The organism is Arenimonas sp. (assembly GCF_044353605.1).
Lineage (GTDB): Bacteria > Pseudomonadota > Gammaproteobacteria > Xanthomonadales > Xanthomonadaceae > Arenimonas.
On record NZ_JBILBO010000008.1, the window covers coordinates 41,071 to 56,789 of the forward strand.

General features: G+C 58.1%; 19 protein-coding genes, 1 tRNA gene and 1 other RNA gene. 12 read left to right on the forward strand and 9 right to left on the reverse strand.

The window, feature by feature from the left end:
- Positions 1-56 precede the first annotated feature (56 nt).
- Both ACIQ1A_RS06525 and ACIQ1A_RS06530 read right to left on the reverse strand, forming a co-directional pair.
- Complete coding sequence (locus tag ACIQ1A_RS06525) at positions 57-1,319, reverse strand: tyrosine-type recombinase/integrase (RefSeq protein ID WP_395770255.1); 1,263 nt, start codon at positions 1,317-1,319, stop codon at positions 57-59.
- Positions 1,320-1,541: 222 nt separating this feature from the next.
- Positions 1,542-2,306 (reverse strand): response regulator, encoded by a 765-nt coding sequence (locus ACIQ1A_RS06530; RefSeq protein ID WP_395770256.1) that lies wholly within the window; start codon positions 2,304-2,306, stop codon positions 1,542-1,544.
- Positions 2,307-2,418: 112 nt separating this feature from the next.
- Between ACIQ1A_RS06530 and ACIQ1A_RS06535 the strand changes: the two genes are divergently transcribed.
- The gene (locus ACIQ1A_RS06535; protein ID WP_395770257.1) at positions 2,419-3,105 is read left to right on the forward strand and encodes a response regulator transcription factor; all 687 of its coding nucleotides are present in this window, start codon (positions 2,419-2,421) and stop codon (positions 3,103-3,105) included.
- 113 nt (positions 3,106-3,218) lie between these two features.
- Here ACIQ1A_RS06535 and ACIQ1A_RS06540 read toward each other — a convergent pair whose 3' ends face one another.
- Positions 3,219-3,638, reverse strand: a complete 420-nt coding sequence (locus ACIQ1A_RS06540; protein ID WP_395770258.1) for a hypothetical protein — start codon at positions 3,636-3,638, stop codon at positions 3,219-3,221.
- Positions 3,639-3,797: 159 nt separating this feature from the next.
- Here ACIQ1A_RS06540 and ACIQ1A_RS06545 point away from each other — a divergent pair, with 159 nt between their 5' ends.
- The gene (locus ACIQ1A_RS06545; protein ID WP_395770259.1) at positions 3,798-4,196 is read left to right on the forward strand and encodes a DUF6165 family protein; all 399 of its coding nucleotides are present in this window, start codon (positions 3,798-3,800) and stop codon (positions 4,194-4,196) included.
- 11 nt (positions 4,197-4,207) lie between these two features.
- Here the strand turns inward: ACIQ1A_RS06545 and ACIQ1A_RS06550 are convergent, their stop codons facing one another.
- On the reverse strand, positions 4,208-5,251 hold the full coding sequence (locus ACIQ1A_RS06550) for a glycosyltransferase family 9 protein (RefSeq protein ID WP_395770260.1): 1,044 nt from the start codon (positions 5,249-5,251) through the stop codon (positions 4,208-4,210).
- A gap of 16 nt (positions 5,252-5,267) precedes the next feature.
- Here ACIQ1A_RS06550 and ACIQ1A_RS06555 point away from each other — a divergent pair, with 16 nt between their 5' ends.
- Genes ACIQ1A_RS06555 through ACIQ1A_RS06580 form a run of 6 tightly spaced genes read left to right on the forward strand, consistent with a single transcriptional unit; the run spans position 5,268 to position 8,907 of the window.
- Complete coding sequence (locus tag ACIQ1A_RS06555; protein ID WP_395770261.1) at positions 5,268-5,999, forward strand: 3-deoxy-D-manno-octulosonic acid kinase; 732 nt, start codon at positions 5,268-5,270, stop codon at positions 5,997-5,999.
- A complete protein-coding gene (locus ACIQ1A_RS06560; RefSeq protein WP_395770262.1) occupies positions 5,996-6,751 on the forward strand; it encodes an MBL fold metallo-hydrolase in 756 nt (251 codons plus the stop codon). The genes ACIQ1A_RS06555 and ACIQ1A_RS06560 overlap by 4 nt, the downstream gene beginning before the upstream one ends.
- Positions 6,748-7,764 carry a GTP 3',8-cyclase MoaA gene (gene moaA, locus ACIQ1A_RS06565; RefSeq protein ID WP_395770263.1) on the forward strand — a complete coding sequence of 339 codons (1,017 nt, stop codon included), beginning with the start codon at positions 6,748-6,750 and terminating at the stop codon, positions 7,762-7,764. The genes ACIQ1A_RS06560 and moaA overlap by 4 nt, the downstream gene beginning before the upstream one ends.
- Positions 7,724-8,263 carry a cyclic pyranopterin monophosphate synthase MoaC gene (moaC, locus tag ACIQ1A_RS06570; protein WP_395770264.1) on the forward strand — a complete coding sequence of 180 codons (540 nt, stop codon included), beginning with the start codon at positions 7,724-7,726 and terminating at the stop codon, positions 8,261-8,263. Before moaA ends, moaC begins: the two co-directional genes overlap by 41 nt.
- Positions 8,260-8,496 (forward strand): MoaD/ThiS family protein, encoded by a 237-nt coding sequence (locus ACIQ1A_RS06575; RefSeq protein WP_395770265.1) that lies wholly within the window; start codon positions 8,260-8,262, stop codon positions 8,494-8,496. Before moaC ends, ACIQ1A_RS06575 begins: the two co-directional genes overlap by 4 nt.
- Positions 8,497-8,907: a molybdenum cofactor biosynthesis protein MoaE gene (locus tag ACIQ1A_RS06580; protein ID WP_395770266.1), complete on the forward strand. Its 411-nt coding sequence runs from the start codon at positions 8,497-8,499 to the stop codon at positions 8,905-8,907. It abuts the gene before it with no gap.
- 14 nt (positions 8,908-8,921) lie between these two features.
- On the opposite strand, the gene ffs is transcribed toward ACIQ1A_RS06580, so the two are convergent.
- Positions 8,922-9,013: signal recognition particle sRNA small type (gene ffs / locus ACIQ1A_RS06585), an RNA gene on the reverse strand.
- Between the two features lie 38 nt (positions 9,014-9,051).
- Positions 9,052-9,144: transfer RNA gene (locus ACIQ1A_RS06590), tRNA-Ser, on the reverse strand.
- 126 nt (positions 9,145-9,270) lie between these two features.
- On the opposite strand from ACIQ1A_RS06590, the gene dnaX reads away from it, so the two are divergent.
- From dnaX to ACIQ1A_RS06610, 4 genes are read left to right on the forward strand one after another with little or no spacing between them, the layout of a single operon-like run.
- On the forward strand, positions 9,271-10,890 hold the full coding sequence (gene dnaX, locus ACIQ1A_RS06595) for a DNA polymerase III subunit gamma/tau (RefSeq protein WP_395770267.1): 1,620 nt from the start codon (positions 9,271-9,273) through the stop codon (positions 10,888-10,890).
- A 7-nt stretch (positions 10,891-10,897) separates the two neighbouring features.
- Positions 10,898-11,218 carry a YbaB/EbfC family nucleoid-associated protein gene (locus tag ACIQ1A_RS06600; RefSeq protein WP_395770268.1) on the forward strand — a complete coding sequence of 107 codons (321 nt, stop codon included), beginning with the start codon at positions 10,898-10,900 and terminating at the stop codon, positions 11,216-11,218.
- The gene (gene recR / locus ACIQ1A_RS06605; RefSeq protein WP_395770269.1) at positions 11,215-11,814 is read left to right on the forward strand and encodes a recombination mediator RecR; all 600 of its coding nucleotides are present in this window, start codon (positions 11,215-11,217) and stop codon (positions 11,812-11,814) included. The genes ACIQ1A_RS06600 and recR overlap by 4 nt, the downstream gene beginning before the upstream one ends.
- Positions 11,815-11,822: 8 nt before the next feature.
- Positions 11,823-12,167, forward strand: a complete 345-nt coding sequence (locus tag ACIQ1A_RS06610) for a histidine triad nucleotide-binding protein (RefSeq protein ID WP_395770270.1) — start codon at positions 11,823-11,825, stop codon at positions 12,165-12,167.
- A 16-nt stretch (positions 12,168-12,183) separates the two neighbouring features.
- Here ACIQ1A_RS06610 and ACIQ1A_RS06615 read toward each other — a convergent pair whose 3' ends face one another.
- The 3 genes from ACIQ1A_RS06615 to ACIQ1A_RS06625 are packed head-to-tail and all read right to left on the reverse strand — an operon-like array spanning position 12,184 to position 15,718.
- Positions 12,184-12,780, reverse strand: a complete 597-nt coding sequence (locus ACIQ1A_RS06615) for a hypothetical protein (RefSeq protein WP_395770271.1) — start codon at positions 12,778-12,780, stop codon at positions 12,184-12,186.
- Positions 12,781-12,822: 42 nt separating this feature from the next.
- Positions 12,823-14,760: a DUF3488 and DUF4129 domain-containing transglutaminase family protein gene (locus ACIQ1A_RS06620; protein ID WP_395770272.1), complete on the reverse strand. Its 1,938-nt coding sequence runs from the start codon at positions 14,758-14,760 to the stop codon at positions 12,823-12,825.
- The gene (locus tag ACIQ1A_RS06625; protein WP_395770273.1) at positions 14,753-15,718 is read right to left on the reverse strand and encodes a DUF58 domain-containing protein; all 966 of its coding nucleotides are present in this window, start codon (positions 15,716-15,718) and stop codon (positions 14,753-14,755) included. The genes ACIQ1A_RS06620 and ACIQ1A_RS06625 overlap by 8 nt, the downstream gene beginning before the upstream one ends.
- Between the last annotated feature and the right edge of the window lies 1 nt (position 15,719).

Sequence of the window (15,719 nt, forward strand, 5' to 3'; positions counted from 1 at the left end):
TCTTACTGATCCGTCACCGCACTATTACCGTCTTGTCAGCCTCGGATTTAATTGCATTAGGCTGTGCCTCGTATTGGCTTGACCACAGCATCAGTCGGTACAGTCGCACAATAAACTGACCAGTCTGCCATCAAAGCCGCGCGTTTGACGAACTGTGAACCACGCTGATAAGCCCGTTCGACAGCATCTGGTAGTTGATGCGATAGGGCGTGTTCGGCAACTTCACGCGGATAATTCGTGCTCTCTGCTGCCCACATGCGAAAGGTGCTGCGGAATCCATGAACTGTGATGCCATTGCCGTTGGCATCCACCCAGACGGGCTTCTCATCGCCGTTCATACGCCGAATAACGGCGGTTAGAGACATATCCGACAGAGGCTGACCTTTCGAACCGGCAAACACTAGTTCAGCGTCGTCGACTTTGGGCATTGATTCCAGCAAAGCCAACGCAGCGTGACTCAATGGCACTTGATGTTCGCGTTTGGCTTTCATGCGTACAGCAGGAATTGTCCAGATTTTGCCCGCTATATCGAACTCGGGCCAGCGAGCACCGCGCACCTCTCCCGACCTGCAGGCGGTCAGAATGGCGAACTCAACCGCTTTAGCAGATACGCACTCACGCGTTCGCAGAGCCGACATAAATGATCCGATGTGCTGCCATGCTAGTGATGGATGATTCTTCATCCGGCTGGATTTGCTGATGTTGGCCAGCAGGTTTTTGAGGTGACCCTTCCAACGAGCAGGATTCTCGCCGGTACGATAACCGCTGGTGGTAGCCCAGCCCAAAACGGACTCGATACGCCCACGTACACGGCTGGCGGTTTCGGTCTTGCTCTCCCAAATCGGGGTTAGACACTTCATGACCAGGGAGGTATCAATATCGGCCACGGGCAAATGACCGAACACAGGACTGGCGTAGGTGCTAAGCGTGTTTGTCCACTGGTCGCAGTGTTTGGCGTTCTTCCATCCAGCCTTGTGCGCAAGGATATACGCTGCGGCACATTGGTCGAAGCTCATCTTCTTGGCCTCGATCAGAGTAGCTGCGAGCTTGCTTTGTTTCTTGGCTACCAAAGGATTGATGCCCTCGAGCAGCAGTTTCCGCGCAGCCTGAGCTTTCTGCCGTGCCTCGGTCAGGCTCACGGTATGTGTTGGCCCCAATCCCATCCCGAACGGCTTTCCGGCCACCATGTACCGAAACAGCCATGACTTTGAACCAGTGGAGGTAATCTGAAGCGTCAAACCGCCCCCGTCGCCATATAATCCTGGCTTGGTGAGTTTGGTGACTTTGAGAGCTGAAAGTCGTTGGTGTTGGCGTGCCATGCTATCCTAAGACTATCAAAATGACTATCAAATTATAATCAGATTCAATGGGATTGTAAAGGATCATCTTGGACGATTATATTCCATAACATAATGATATATATGTTAATAATGGAAACTTCTGGACAATGTCGGACTTCAATCAGGCGGACTCCCTCTCCGCCAGTAGTTCTAAAGCCCCTGCCAGCAGGGGCTTTTTCATTCAGATGGCAATCGGACCGGTCACCGGGATTCCACCAGATGCGCCAGCTGGTTATCGATCCAGTTGATCAGCTGCAGCACTTCATCCGTATCGGCCTGCATCTGGATTTTCTTTTCCAGTGCCAATGCCAGCTTGGAGAGTGCCTCCAGACCGATGGTCGCCGCCGAACCTTTCAAGGCGTGCGCAAGATTGGCCATACCCGTGCAATCTCCTTCGGCAAGCATGTTCCGCAACTGAATGCAGTCATCGCGATGGCAGACGATGAAAGCCTCGCGGGCACGTGCCAGCGAGCCGGCATTGCCCAGGAAGCGGGTTTCGACTTCCGTTCCGGAGGACGCGTCGGCGGTTCTGGCATCGGCTTCTGGTCTTCCGCACGGCTGCAGCCAGCGGGTCAGGCAGCCCCAGAGTTCATCGGCATCTATCGGCTTGGCGAGAAAGTCGTTCATTCCCGCATCCAGACAGGCAGTTTGGTCGGCATTGCTGGTCGCGGCCGAAAGCCCGACTATTGGCTTGCTGAAACCGGACTTGCGAATGTGGCGGGTCGCTTCGATGCCATCCATGTCAGGCATCCGGACATCCATGAATACCAAGTCGGGATCGGCGGCAACGAGTGCGGAACAGGCTTCTCCGCCGGAGCCGGCCAGAACCACTTCGATGCCCGCCATCGCCAGCCATTGGCTGATGATGGTTCGGTTGAAAGCATTGTCCTCCGCGACCAGAATACGGCGGCCACGGAATTCCTGGGGAACCGGTACGGATAGCATGGAAGGTTCGATGGCGGTCATGGCAGGGATTTCATACGATTCTAGCACGGCCGCCTCGGCACTCCGAGGCTTCTGGGCTTTGGATTTTGCTTTACAATGGGCGAGGGAGTGACAAGGGCGTTTCAGACCAGACATGCATATCGGGATACTTGAAGACGAAATCACGCAACAGGAGATGTATCGCCTGTGGTTCAGTGCGGATGGATTCAACTGTGACTGTTTCGATACCGCCCAGAAATTCACCGATGCCCTGCAGTCCGCTAAATACGACATCCTGATCATCGACTGGATGGTTCCGGATGGCAGTGGTATCGATGTGCTGGCCTGGGTGCGCAAAAACATCGGATGGGATATTCCCGTGATTTTCATCACGGCAAAGGATGCCGAGCTGGATATCGTGTCCGCTCTCAAGGCCGGCGCCGATGATTATGTCGTCAAGCCGCCGAAACACCATGAGTTGATGGCCCGCATTGAATCGCTTGCCCGGAGATCCAAGCCGCCACAGGTTCTTAATTTCGGCGATTACCGGGTCGACCGCGAAAGGCGCTGCATCGAAGTCGATGGCAAGGCAGTCGAGCTTACCCAGAAGGAATTCGAGTTAGTGTGTCATATGTTCCAGAGCCCCGGCGTTTTGCTGTCGCGGGTTGCCCTGCTTGAAAAGCTTTGGGGGCTGAACGCGGATGTCGATACCCGCACCGTTGACACCCATGTCAGCCGAATCCGGCGCAAGCTCGATATCGGCCCTAAGCACGGCTGGCAGATATTCCCGGTCTATGGCTGGGGTTATCGAATCGAAAGGGTCGACAAAGCGGCGGAATGATCGCCTGGTCATTGCCGTCAATCGGCCGGATCCGTTACCCATTATTGCCGAGGGTCAAGGAAGGCGATGTGTGTCCGAACTGAAAACTCTTGGTGGCGGGGCCGTGAGGGACTTTACTGTTTTGCCAGAGTCCAGCCATAACTGGTATTGAACGATTCGACCGGGCAGGCGCTGTTCCGGCTGGCGATGCTTTTTTCATCGACGAAATAAAGCTCACCGATGATATTCCTGAACGGATAGGTCTTGCAGGGGGCATCGAAACGGATGCTGACTTTGGTAACATGGCCGTCGGCGGCAGTCACCTGATCGCAGGCCTTGGGAGTCAGCAACTCCGGCTCGTCACGGCCACGTTGGATTTTCAGCAGGCATTGGTCGGCACCGGTCATCACGATGGTGCGTTTGACTTCGATGTTGGGATCGTCGACTGGCGGTGGCCGGCTGGCCTGTGCCTCCGGCGTGCTGCTGCTGCATCCGGCGGCAACTGCCGCAAGCATGCCGATACACAGAAATTCAGTGAACGATTTCAATGACATTGCCCCATCCCCAGTGTGTTCCCTGACTTCATAGTAGGGCAAGTCTGGGTTTTTGTGAACCGATTCACATTTTGCTCCGGGAAAGGAGCCAGTGGCAATCCGTTCCGATCTGCCAGCATCGACTATAATCCTGAAACCTCAATCGCTTATGAGTCCGTCATGTCTGAAATCCTCGCCCCCGTCTCCTTTGGTGAACTGCTGGATAAAGTGACCATCCTGCAAATCAAGTCCGAACGGATGAGTGATGCGGTCAAAGTCGCCAATGTCCGCAAGGAACTGAGCGCACTCGAAAAAACATGGGCGGCCCATCCGGCTTCGGCGACCGATATCAGCGAATTGATGGGGCAGCTCAAGGCCGTGAATGAGCGCCTGTGGGTCATCGAAGACGATATCCGTATCCTGGAGAAAGCCCAGCGTTTCGATGCCGAGTTCATCAAATTGGCGCGCGCGGTTTATTTTGAAAATGACGAGCGTGCGCGGATCAAGAAAGACATCAATCTTGCGCTCGGTTCGGCGTATGTTGAAGAAAAGTCCTATCAGGACTACCGCACGCCCTGAGTCTCTGCGCGTCAGCCGTTCTCGGTGCGATAGCGTTCGAAGCGGGCGATGACATCGTCTACGCCGATCATGGCCATCACCCCGGGGAATTCGACGCGCTTGCCCCACGGCAGCGCGGCGGCCGGTTTGTCCAGAAACTGGATGGCGGCTTCCGGATAGCGATTGACCGTGTAGCGCAGATCCGAATACGGACCGGAGCGTGTACCATCGGTGCACGCATAGAGACCGAGCACTTTGCTGCCCATCGCGTTGGCCATGTGTGCCGGCCCGGAGTCCGGGGTCATCACCAAATCAGCCCGAGCCAACAGGGCCAGCAATTGTTTCAGCGTGTCCTTGCCAATCAGATCAATCGGTTTCTCCGGCATGGCGGCGATGATCGCGTCGCCCATATCGCGCTCGAGTGCGCTCCGGCCTCCGCATAAAACCACCTGCCAGCCTTGACCCATGGCATGCGTGGCCACGGCCGCATAGCGATCGGGCAACCAGTTGCGCAGCGCATGGCTGGAACACGGCGAGATCAACAGCGTCCGTTTGCCTTCAGGCCATTGCGCGGCGGCCCAGGCATGCGCTTCCGGCGGTACCGGCAGCCCCCAAGTCACTTCCGTCTGCCGGAATCCCAGCGGATCGGCGAAAAGCCCGAACACATCGAGCACATGGTGACGGTCATGCCGGATGCGTTCGTTGACGAACAAACCGTGGCCTTCTTTGGCCCTTTCATGGTCATAGCCGATCCGGCGCTTTGCCGAAATCACCGCCGACACCAGATTCGCGCGCAGCGCCAGCTGCATCTGCAGCAGCACGTCGAAGCGTCGGCCATCCAGCGCCTGTGTCAGGTCTTTCAGCCCCTGCAGGCCGGTTTTCTTGTCGAAGGCAATCAGCTCGACGCCTTCAAGACCTTCCATCAGTTTGGCTTCGCCTTTACCGAGAATCCAGGTGATGCGGCATTCCGGCAGATTTTTCTGCAAGGTCCGGATCAACGGCAGGACATGCGTGGCATCGCCGAGTGCCGATAATCTTAAAATGCACACGGATTTTACGGCGGCGGTTGGGTTCACTTGGTACACTCTTGCAATGATTGAACGGGATGGCCAAACCGAATGCGTCAACTTCACGGGTGCGGATGGGGTCTGCACGGTGTTGTATGCATCCCGGCTGTTGCCGGTGCCGGATGCCCGTCAGTTTAACGCAAGTGCTTACAGCTCGGCACGGCCGGTAACCGGACAGGGTGGCCGCGGTGGGGCCTGGTTTGTTGAAACGTCGACCGGCCAGGCTGTGCTGAAGCATTACCGGCGCGGTGGCCGTGCCGCCTTGTTGTCCGAGGCCTCCTACCTCTATACGGGCCTTGCGCGTGCCCGCAGTTTCGCGGAATACCGGATGCTGGCAGTGCTGCGCTGTCAGGACCTGCCGGTCCCCGAGCCGATGGCGGCGTTTTGTCTGCGATTCGGGTTGACCTATCGGGCGGCCCTGCTGACCCGTTGCATCCCTGAAGCCCGATCCTTTGCCGATCACATCCGACAAGGCGATGCGCCATGGGCGGAGGCCGGTGCATTGATTGCGCGATTCCATCGTGCCGGCGCCCAGCACGCCGATCTGAATGCCAACAACATCCTGTGCAATGCCGACGGCTTGCATGTCATCGATTGGGATAAAGGCCGTATGCGCGGCCGGGCCGGAATCTGGACCGGACGAGTATTGGCGCGCTTGCAGCGCTCGATTGATAAAGAATGTCCGATGGTGGACGCTGCTGAACGCTCTGAAGGATTCCAGCGTCTGCTCGCGGCGCATAACGAGGGCTTGGCATGAATTGGCAATTGCGCTTTCTTGGCGTCGGTAATTCGCAGGCTGCTCCGGTATTGGGATCGGCCAGTGCCGTGCTGGAGCGCGATGGAATACCGCAGCTGCTGATTGACTGCGGCCAGGAAGCCCTGACCGCCTATCTGGCGCGCTACGGGGAGGCGCCGCAGGCCATCTTCATCACGCATTTGCATCTGGATCACGTCGGTGGCCTGGAACGCCTGTTCTATACGGCTTTTTTCGATGATGCCCTGCGCGGCAAGATCAAACTGTTCGTACCGGCAGCCATCGTGCCGGCCATGCAATCCCGATTGGCTGATTATCCGGGCGTACTGGCCGAGGGTGGTGCCAACTGGTGGGACGCATTCCAGTTGATTCCGGTCAGCACCGGTTTCTGGCATTTAGGTCTGCATTTCTCCGTGTTTCCGGTCCGCCACCATCAGCCGGATTCCGCCTTTGGTCTGCGTCTGCCCGGAAGCTTCATCTGGACCGGCGATACCCGTCCCATTCCGGAACGGCTTGGCGATGGCGTTGCGGCAGGCGAATTGATCGCGCATGACTGCGGGCTGGACGGCAATCCTTCGCACACCGGTCTGGCCGACATCCAGCGCGATTATCCTGCGTCATGGTGGCCATCCTTGGTTCTGTATCACTACGCCTCAACTGTTGATGGTGAGGTCATGCAGGCCCAAGGCTTCCGTGTCGCTAAGACGGGTCAGGCTTTCGCCCTGCCGACGCCTGTGCCTGGACCCTTGGCATGATGCCGCAATTACAGGCAGTGGCTCCGGCTCCCGTGACCGATGCCCTTGGTCGACCACTGCGGGATCTGCGCATATCGGTGATGGAAACCTGCAACTACCGCTGCCCGTACTGCATGCCGGAAGGTACCGTGGATGAAATGGCCCTGGGTGCCAAGCAGCGTCTGGAGTTTTCCGATATTGCGCAGATTGCACAGGCATTCGTTGCCAATGGGGTGCGTAAAATCCGTTTGACCGGCGGCGAGCCGCTGCTGCGCCGCAATCTTCCGGAGTTGATCGGCTTGTTGAAGCGGATCGATGGGCTCGAAGATCTTGCGCTGACCACCAACGGATCGCTGCTAGCCGCACAAGCCCATGCATTGCGCCAGGCTGGACTCGACCGGATTACGGTCAGCGTGGACGCCTTGGACGAAACGCTGTTCCGGCACATGAGTGGAGGGCGTGGCAGTCTGTCCCAGGTTTTGGAGGGTATCGCCGCCGCCGAACGTGCAGGGTTCGGACCGATCAAGATCAACTGCGTGGTACAGCGGGGACTGAATGAATCCCAGATTCTGCCTTTGTTCGAGTTTTTCAAAAACCGCGGCCATGTCATGCGTTTCATCGAATACATGGATGTCGGAAGTTGCAACGGCTGGCGCAGCGATGAGGTCGTGCCTGTCTCCGAAATCCTGGCCTGCCTGCAGTCCCGTTATGAGTTGACGCCGATGGCGCCTGCCGCGCCGGGCGAGGTCGCTGCGCGCTATGCCGTATCCGGCGGCGGCGAGGTCGGGTTCATCGCTTCGGTCAGTGCGCCGTTCTGTGGAGACTGCAACCGTGCGCGCCTCTCGGTGGACGGAAAGCTGTTTACCTGCCTGTTCGCCAGTGCCGGCTTCGATCTGAAACCGTATCTGCGTTCGGCTGAAAGGCTCTCGACCGAAATCGGTGCCTTGTGGCGGCACCGCACCGACCGTTACAGTGAAATCCGGCATGCCGCAGATGCCCGTAAAAAAATCGAAATGTTCTTCATCGGAGGCTGATGTGGCCGGAAAGAAAAGTGGCAAACCGCAATTGACCCACATTGATGCCGCCGGACGCCCGGCCATGGTCGATGTTGGTGACAAAGCCGTGACCGTCCGCATGGCCAGTGCCAGTGCCGATGTCCGCTTTCCAAAAGCCGTGGCCGAGCAGCTGCGAGGACAGGGCATGCGCAGTGCCAAAGGTGCCGTTATCGATACCGCCGTCATCGCCGGCACCATGGCGGTCAAAAACACCGCGCAGTGGATTCCGTTCTGCCATGCTTTGGCTATCGAGGGCTGCGTGTTCCAAATTGACTGGCAGAATAAACAGACCCTGCGCATCCTCTGCACGGTCCGCGTCACCGGCAAGACCGGTGTCGAGATGGAGGCGCTCACCGGCGCCTCGGCCGCTGCCCTGACGGTATATGACATGTGCAAGGCGCTCAGCCATGCCATCGAAATCGGGCCGGTCAAGTTGCGTGAAAAACAGGGCGGAAAACGCACGGTGTCAGCTCAATGAGCGTGACCGTCCTTTATTTCGCGGCATTGCGGGATGCGGCCGGCGTCAATGAAGAGCAGTTGCCCCGACCGGAATCGCTGCCTGAGCTTTATGCGGTGCTTTGCGGGCAGTACGGCTTCAAGCATGCGCAAAATCAGCTTCGGGTGGCCTGCAACGGCGCCTTCTGCGACTGGCAATACGTGCCATTGGATGGCGATGTCATCGCGTTCATTCCGCCGGTATCCGGAGGCTGAATGCATTTCCGCATTACCGATTCGGCAATCGATAACCGCGCCTGGCGTGAAGCGCTAACCGATGCGCGTTGCGGCGCCTACGCGGCCTTTGAAGGCTGGGTGCGCAATCATCATTCCGGACGGCCGGTGCTCGGCCTGCATTACGACTGCTACCCAGAACTGGCCGAGCATGAAGGTGAACGCATTCTGGCGGAAGCTCTGGCCCGTTTCGAGATCATCGATGCCCGATGCATCCATCGTGTCGGCGACTGCGCGATCGGTGACATGGCGGTATGGGTCGGGGTCAGCGCCGCCCATCGCGACGCGGCATTTGCCGCCTGCCGCTGGATCATCGATGAAGTGAAGTCGCGGGTTCCAATCTGGAAGCGCGAAGGATATGCCGATGGCGAGGCACGTTGGCGCGAGGGCTGAGGGTGGCAGCCCCTGCCGGTTGACCTCGTCGCCCGAATCAATCAATACCGTTGCTGCCTTCCGGCCCTGGCGGGGTTTTCAATCTATCGTCGCGAGGGCCGACAGGGGCCACCATTGAAACGCGGCGCTTGGCCGTATCAGAAGTGGCGGAGAGAGAGGGATTCGAACCCTCGAAACGGGGTTTAGCCGTTTACACACTTTCCAGGCGTGCTCCTTCGACCGCTCGGACACCTCTCCGCAGATGTAAATCACCTGATGTGAACCGCGGATTATACGCGAGCACCGGTCTTTCCACAAGTTGCCTGCCGCTGTTCCGGGCCGGCCCAAATATGGCAAAATGAGGCTCTGAATACGGGAAAGCCCATGTCTTATCTGGTTTTAGCACGAAAATGGCGTCCGAAACGTTTCGCCGAACTGGTCGGCCAGCAGCATGTGGTGCGTGCCCTCAGCCATGCTCTGGAAACCGGTCGTGTGCACCATGCGTTCCTGTTCACCGGTACCCGTGGTGTCGGTAAAACCACCATTGCCCGGATTTTCGCGAAAAGCCTGAACTGCGAATCCGGAACATCGAAAGATCCCTGCGGCGTCTGCGGCACCTGCACCGACATCGACAACGGCCGTTACCCCGACCTGATTGAAATCGACGCCGCCAGCCATACCGGCGTCGATGATGTCCGGGCCCTGATCGACAATGCCCAGTACATGCCCTCACGCGGGCGCACCAAGGTCTACCTGATCGACGAAGTGCACATGCTTTCGAAAAACGCCTTCAACGCCCTGTTGAAGACGTTGGAAGAACCGCCCGAGCACGTCAAATTCCTGCTGGCCACCACCGACCCGGAAAAACTGCCGGTGACCGTGCTGTCCCGCTGTTTGCAGTTCAATCTGCGCCGGCTGGAACCCGAACAGATATCCGGGCAGATGCGGCATATTCTGTCGGCTGAAGGCATCGGTTTTGACGCCGAATCCATCGATTTGCTGGCCGAAGCCGCCGATGGCAGTCTGCGTGATGGACTGTCCTTGCTCGACCAGGCCATTGCCTACACCGGCGGCAGCTTGCAGGCCGAATTGGTGCAGTCCATGCTCGGTACCGTTGATCGCAGCCAGATCGAACAACTTCTGAATGCGCTCGGAGCCCGTGATGGCGAGGCGCTGATGGCGGCCATCGAACAATTGGCGTCTTTTGCGCCCGATTTCGAGCAGGTGCTCGACCGTCTGGCGCAGGCCCTGCATGAAATCCAACTGGTACAGCTGGTCCCGAATTACCGGCCTTCGCTGCAGCGCGTGCCCATCAAGACGTTTGCGCAGCATCTCGATCCCCAACTGGTGCAACTCTGGTATCAGATGGCGGTGATGGGACGCCGTGACTTGCATTTCGCACCGGGAGCACGGGTCGGATTCGAAATGTCATTGCTGCGTATGTTGGCGTTCATGCCGGCTGGAGCCGATGCCCAGCCTGTCGTAACGCGATCGGCCCCACCTGTACAGACGACGGCCAGCCCATCGCCATCCCCGGCGCCCCGTCAAGAAGCTACGGCGCCACCGCCTGCAAAACCGGAACCGGTTGCCGCGGCCGTACCGGCTGATATTCCGGATACGGCGGAACATTGGCTGCAGTTATTGGCACGTCTTGCACTTAAAGGTCCGCTCGGCCAGCTCGGCGCCCACAGCGGCTTCGTTGCCCGTAACGGCTCACAGCTGCTGCTGTCGTATCCGGCCGATTTGTACGAGAGTCTCAGTCCGGCTCTTTGCGAACGTTTTCAGAATGCGCTGAGTGAAGCCTTCGGCAGTCCGGTGCAACTCAAATTCGAGAAACTACGCGATGCCGCGGCCGAAACCCTGCATGGCCGGCAAACCGAATCCAAACTCAATCGGCAGAATCAGGCCGAAGCCGAGTTTCAGAACCATCCGGTGGTCAACGCCCTTCTGGCCGAAGGTTCGCAGATCGTTCCGGATTCCATCCGTCCTTTGGAATTGAAGTGAGAATGTTATGAGAGGCAATATCGCCCAGATGATGCAAAAAGCCCAGCGCATGCAGGAAAACATGCAGAAAGTGCAGGATGAGCTGGCACAGATGGAAGTGACCGGACAATCCGGTGGCGGTGCGGTCAAAGTCACCTTGACCGGCAAATTCGAAGCCCGCAAAGTCGCTATCGACCCCGGCGTTCTTGGCGATGCTGAGATGCTCGAAGACCTTCTTGTCGCGGCCGTCAATGATGCCGTGGCCAAAGCCAATGAGGAAAGCAACAAGCGCATGGCTGCGGTCACCGCCGGTATGCCGCTGCCGCCGGGAATGAAGCTTCCGTTTTGAGCCAGAGTGACCTGCTGAGTCAGTTGATGGAATCCCTTCGCTGTTTGCCTGGCGTGGGCCAGAAGAGCGCGCAGCGTATGGCCTATCATTTGCTGGAGCGTAATCGCGAGGGCGGCATGCGTCTGGCCACTACATTGCAGGAGTCCCTGAAGCGCATCGGCCATTGTGTCCAATGCCGTGATTTCACCGAACAGGAATGCTGCACCATCTGTGCCAGTGCCGCCCGTGATTCCTCGCAGCTGTGTGTGGTGGAAACCCCTGCCGACCGGTTGGTGATTGAGTTGGCCACCGGGTATCGCGGACTTTATTTCATCCTGCAAGGACGGCTGTCGCCCTTGGACGGAGTCGGTCCGCGCGAACTCGGTCTCGATAAACTGGCCAAGCGCCTTGCCGAAGGCGTGATTACCGAAATGATCATTGCCACCAATCCGACCGTGGAAGGCGAGGCGACCGCGCACTATCTGGCGCAGCTGGCCCGGCAGTTCGAGGTAAAGCCTTCCAAGCTCGCGCATGGCGTGCCGATTGGCGGCGAGTTGGAATACGTCGACCGCGGCACCCTGGCGCACGCGTTCGGCACCCGCATCGACATGCCCTGAGGATCATCATGAGTGACAGCATCTTCGAAAAAATCATCAATCGCCAGATTCCCGCCGACATCGTTTTTGAAAACGAGGACATCATTGCTTTCCGCGATATCGCGCCGCAGGCCCCGGTACACGTGTTGTTTGTACCCAAGCGCCGCTTCGATACCCTCAATGATGTTCCGGACTCCGAAGCGCAACTGCTTGGCGGGCTGATACTGGCGGCAAAGGCCTACGCCAAATCCATAGGAATTGCCGATGACGGCTACCGCGTGGTGATGAACTGCAATCGCAACGGCGGGCAAACCGTGTTCCATATCCACATGCACCTGCTGGGCGGCGCGCCGCTGACCGGTGGCTTTGCCTGAGCAAGGCAGGGCGGATTCAGTCCGAGTAGCCCCAGGGTGTCGGCGGCGGTGCTACCGGCTTGCTTAAATCAAAATCCACCCGGAACTCACGGCCTTCGCGGGTCAGCCGGTAGGTGAATTTTTCCGGGTACACATACATCTGCCACGTATTGCCGTTGGATTGCGGATTACCAGCGGCAGTAAACAACTCCTTTGAATACTGGTCTGCCGGAAACGACTGTACCGTGGCCCAGCCGGCATCAAGCGTATGCCCGCCGTACATCGTTGATTGATCACTGCTGCCATCTTCGTGGCGGTGGTCGTGTTTGAGTTGCAGTCCAGAGCCGGTTTTGCTGAGCAGCCAAGTCCGCGATCGGTCTTCGCCGACATGGAACGGAATCTGAAGCTGGGTATCGGTGCACTTCCGGACATGCATGACCAGACGACCTTCAAAACCCGGCGAGGCCGGATTGTCGATACTGACTTTGCCTTCGAAGGCTTTTCCGCAGTGGCGACGGATGGCATTGAAAAACGCGTCATGGGTTGGAATCGATACAGGGACCGTCGTGGGTAACGGGCCCGCCAAAGCGGATGCAGGCATGAGCAGGGCAAGCAGGGCGGCGAGACGGTACATGGTGGACCTCTAGAATAGTGATGATGATTATGATAACCGGTATCAGACTCCGGATTCCAACGGTCTGATGATTTTTCCGGAGTGGTGTTTGATATCCGCAATCAGCAGTGACGTTTCATCCGGGTTCAGGGATATTTTAGCGTAACGCCATTGGGTGTAGCGCCTTGCGATCGCTTTCAGCTCGGTGTCGTCAACCCGCGCCGCGAAATCTGCAGCGGTTTCATGCGTAGCCTTAATGTGGCCATGCTTTTGCAGTCTCCTTAACAATTTGTGCCAGGCTGCTTCCACCGGGTGTTCCTTGAAACGCGCCTGCTTTGACAAACTGAATACCGTAAACGAAATCAGCCCGGCCAGGGCCAGCAACACCAGTAGCATCTGCCAGCGATCGGCGCGGGCAAAGCCCATGTTCTTGAACAGTGCCATCTGACGTGCGGCATTGAAGCCGATGACCCAGTCATTCCAGCGCGAACGCATGAAATCTCCGTAGTCGAATAGGGGCGAGAATGTGCCGCCACCACCGGCATATTGTTCCTGTCCGGCACTTCCTGCCAGCGTATCCAGAATGTTTTCGGGCGCGACGGCAGCCGTTGGATCAATCCTGACCCAGCCTTCACCGTCGAGCCAGACTTCGGTCCAGGCATGTGCATCCTTGATGTATAAAACCCAGTAACCGCCGTAGGGGTTACGGTAACCTCCGGCATAACCGGTGACCACCCGTGCCGGAATGCCAGCGGCGCGCATGAGCAACGCGAAAGATGAGCTGAAATGCTGGCAGAAACCCTTGCGGTCTTCGAATAGAAAACGATCCACGGCATCAAAGCGCGGCGGGTCGGTGGCCAGCGTATAACTGAAATCACTGCGGATCCATTGCAGCACTCGGGCAATGTAATCGCGATCGCTTCCGGTCTGCGTCCGCCACTGCAGCGCCAGTGCCTGTGTGCGTTTGTTGAATGCCGTCGGAAAGCCCAAAGCCCGCCGCCGTTCGGCATCGCCCAATTGCCATGTGGCATCCGCTTGCGTCCATGCGGTCGCCGAGTATTGGGTCATCTTCTGGATGGGTGTACTGGAATACAGACTTGAGTCGGCACTGAGCGAGTAGGGTTCCGGTGCCTGACGCGGCCAATCCAGGACCGGTAGATACTTCTTTTCCGTCGGTTCAAGACTGACCCGATAACTGATGTTCGCGTCAGCACCTCCATCCCGTATCGGGGGCGCTCGACCGGGAACGGGCTGGCTGTCCTGTGGATTGCGCCGCCACTCCATGCCATCGAAATCCCAAAGCACCGGTCCGCGCCAATAGCGCTGCTCCGGGGCCGGAACGGGTCCGGTAAAGTCGACACGGAAGGCTATGCGGTCATCGGCGAGGATATCCAACCATTGACCGGGCTTCATGCTGTCTCCCAGGCCCGTGCCCTGCTCGGACAGTCCCGGCAGTCCCCATAAGGGGGTTCCGATGCGTGGAAACAGCCAGAACAGTGCAACCGCCATCGGCACGGCCATGACCAATGCACGTAACAGTGCTTTAAACGAGGACCAATGCCACTTCTCCGGCAGGAGCAACGCTCCTGTACTGCTGATCTTAAGCAAGAATAACCAGAACAGCACGCTGATCAGTGAAAATGCCAGCGTCATGGGAGTTTGTACGCTCAATAATGCCGCGAACGGCAGGAACAAAGCAAAGCCGAGCAGGGCGCGCAGGTCCCGCATGCTTGTTGTTTCAAGACACTTCAGGGCCATCATCAAGGCCAGCATGGCAGCAGCGGTATCACGTCCGAAACTTCCATGGTATGCAAACAGCAAAAGCAGGAGTGTCGCGCCCAAGACCCCGAGGATCAGAAGCAGATGCGGTTTAGGCAGGAAATAGGCGGCGGCTAAAACCGCCACAAGCAGCACGATGAGGATTGCAGGCAGCTGGGGCATCAGTGGCAGCACGGCCAAGAGCGTGCAGAGTGCGCCTGATTTGCGGAGAACCTTAGACATGAGGGAGCAGGGCTAAGGCTTCCAGGCAGCGATGCTGGTGTTCGGCCCCGGAGCCCGATGCCAAACGCACTCCCGGAATGCTGAGGGCGTAACGGCGCTGTCTTTGTTCGGCCTGCAACACCCACAGGCAGAGTTGTGAGATGCGGGCTTCGTAGTCCAGATGGCCAAGCCGATGCCAGTCCAAGAGCAATTCGTCGGCATTGCCGTGCTCGTATTCGCGGACTTGCAGATTTCCGGCGCGCGCACTGGCTTTCCAGGCAATCTGTTTACGGGAATCACCGCTGCGGTATTCACGCAGGTGATGCGGCTGCTCGGTCTGCTGCCGGCTTTGCCGCCCGCTACCCATATCAGCGGTAGCGAAATAGGCGTTCAAGTCCCGACCCTGCGGAATCGGATAAACCATGACATCTTCCTGTAGGTTCAGCGTGCACCAGGCGCGTGCAAGGCCGAGTGGGTGCAGGGTTGCAATACGGATACGGTCAATCAGAAGGTAACCGCGTTTTTCCGTCGGAATCGATATCGTTGCTCCGAGCGGTTCTGCACCGAGCATGAAGCCGGTTTCGCACGGTCCATGCGAAATCACGTAGTGGCGTGTTTGGATTGCGCGCTGTGAAACCAGGACGGTCAGGCTGAGCATCTGGCCAGCGAACACCGGCTGTGGTGTTTGAGAGCGCAGCTGGAGCCCCAGTAGTGCCAGATGCCCGCCGATCAGGGCGTTGTTGCACAGGCTGATGACCAGAAATCCCAGCAATAGAGCGGCGTTGTTGTTGTAGTTCAGGCTACCCAGATTCAGCACAGCCAGCGCGATGCCGATGAAAAGACCGAAACGTGTCGGCAAGACGTAGATACGGCGGTTACCGATGACCAGTGGTTGCGCATCGCGTGGCCCGGCACGCCAAAGCGGAAACCGTCTCAGCCATGCAGCCAGACCTTCGTTGCTGACCGCAGCGCCGACCATG

Coding starts and splice junctions, on each gene's coding strand:
- ACIQ1A_RS06545 (WP_395770259.1), top strand. CDS start 3,798: ATGTCTGAAATCCTCGCCCCCGTCTCCTTTGGTGAACTGCTGGATAAA.
- ACIQ1A_RS06600 (WP_395770268.1), top strand. CDS start 10,898: ATGAGAGGCAATATCGCCCAGATGATGCAAAAAGCCCAGCGCATGCAG.
- moaA (WP_395770263.1), top strand. CDS start 6,748: ATGATGCCGCAATTACAGGCAGTGGCTCCGGCTCCCGTGACCGATGCC.
- ACIQ1A_RS06555 (WP_395770261.1), top strand. CDS start 5,268: ATGATTGAACGGGATGGCCAAACCGAATGCGTCAACTTCACGGGTGCG.
- ACIQ1A_RS06575 (WP_395770265.1), top strand. CDS start 8,260: ATGAGCGTGACCGTCCTTTATTTCGCGGCATTGCGGGATGCGGCCGGC.
- ACIQ1A_RS06620 (WP_395770272.1), bottom strand. CDS start 14,760: ATGTCTAAGGTTCTCCGCAAATCAGGCGCACTCTGCACGCTCTTGGCC.
- moaC (WP_395770264.1), top strand. CDS start 7,724: ATGCCCGTAAAAAAATCGAAATGTTCTTCATCGGAGGCTGATGTGGCC.
- ACIQ1A_RS06540 (WP_395770258.1), bottom strand. CDS start 3,638: ATGTCATTGAAATCGTTCACTGAATTTCTGTGTATCGGCATGCTTGCG.
- dnaX (WP_395770267.1), top strand. CDS start 9,271: ATGTCTTATCTGGTTTTAGCACGAAAATGGCGTCCGAAACGTTTCGCC.
- ACIQ1A_RS06615 (WP_395770271.1), bottom strand. CDS start 12,780: ATGTACCGTCTCGCCGCCCTGCTTGCCCTGCTCATGCCTGCATCCGCT.
- ACIQ1A_RS06525 (WP_395770255.1), bottom strand. CDS start 1,319: ATGGCACGCCAACACCAACGACTTTCAGCTCTCAAAGTCACCAAACTC.
- ACIQ1A_RS06580 (WP_395770266.1), top strand. CDS start 8,497: ATGCATTTCCGCATTACCGATTCGGCAATCGATAACCGCGCCTGGCGT.
- ACIQ1A_RS06530 (WP_395770256.1), bottom strand. CDS start 2,306: ATGACCGCCATCGAACCTTCCATGCTATCCGTACCGGTTCCCCAGGAA.
- ACIQ1A_RS06535 (WP_395770257.1), top strand. CDS start 2,419: ATGCATATCGGGATACTTGAAGACGAAATCACGCAACAGGAGATGTAT.
- ACIQ1A_RS06610 (WP_395770270.1), top strand. CDS start 11,823: ATGAGTGACAGCATCTTCGAAAAAATCATCAATCGCCAGATTCCCGCC.
- ACIQ1A_RS06560 (WP_395770262.1), top strand. CDS start 5,996: ATGAATTGGCAATTGCGCTTTCTTGGCGTCGGTAATTCGCAGGCTGCT.
- ACIQ1A_RS06625 (WP_395770273.1), bottom strand. CDS start 15,718: ATGGTCGGCGCTGCGGTCAGCAACGAAGGTCTGGCTGCATGGCTGAGA.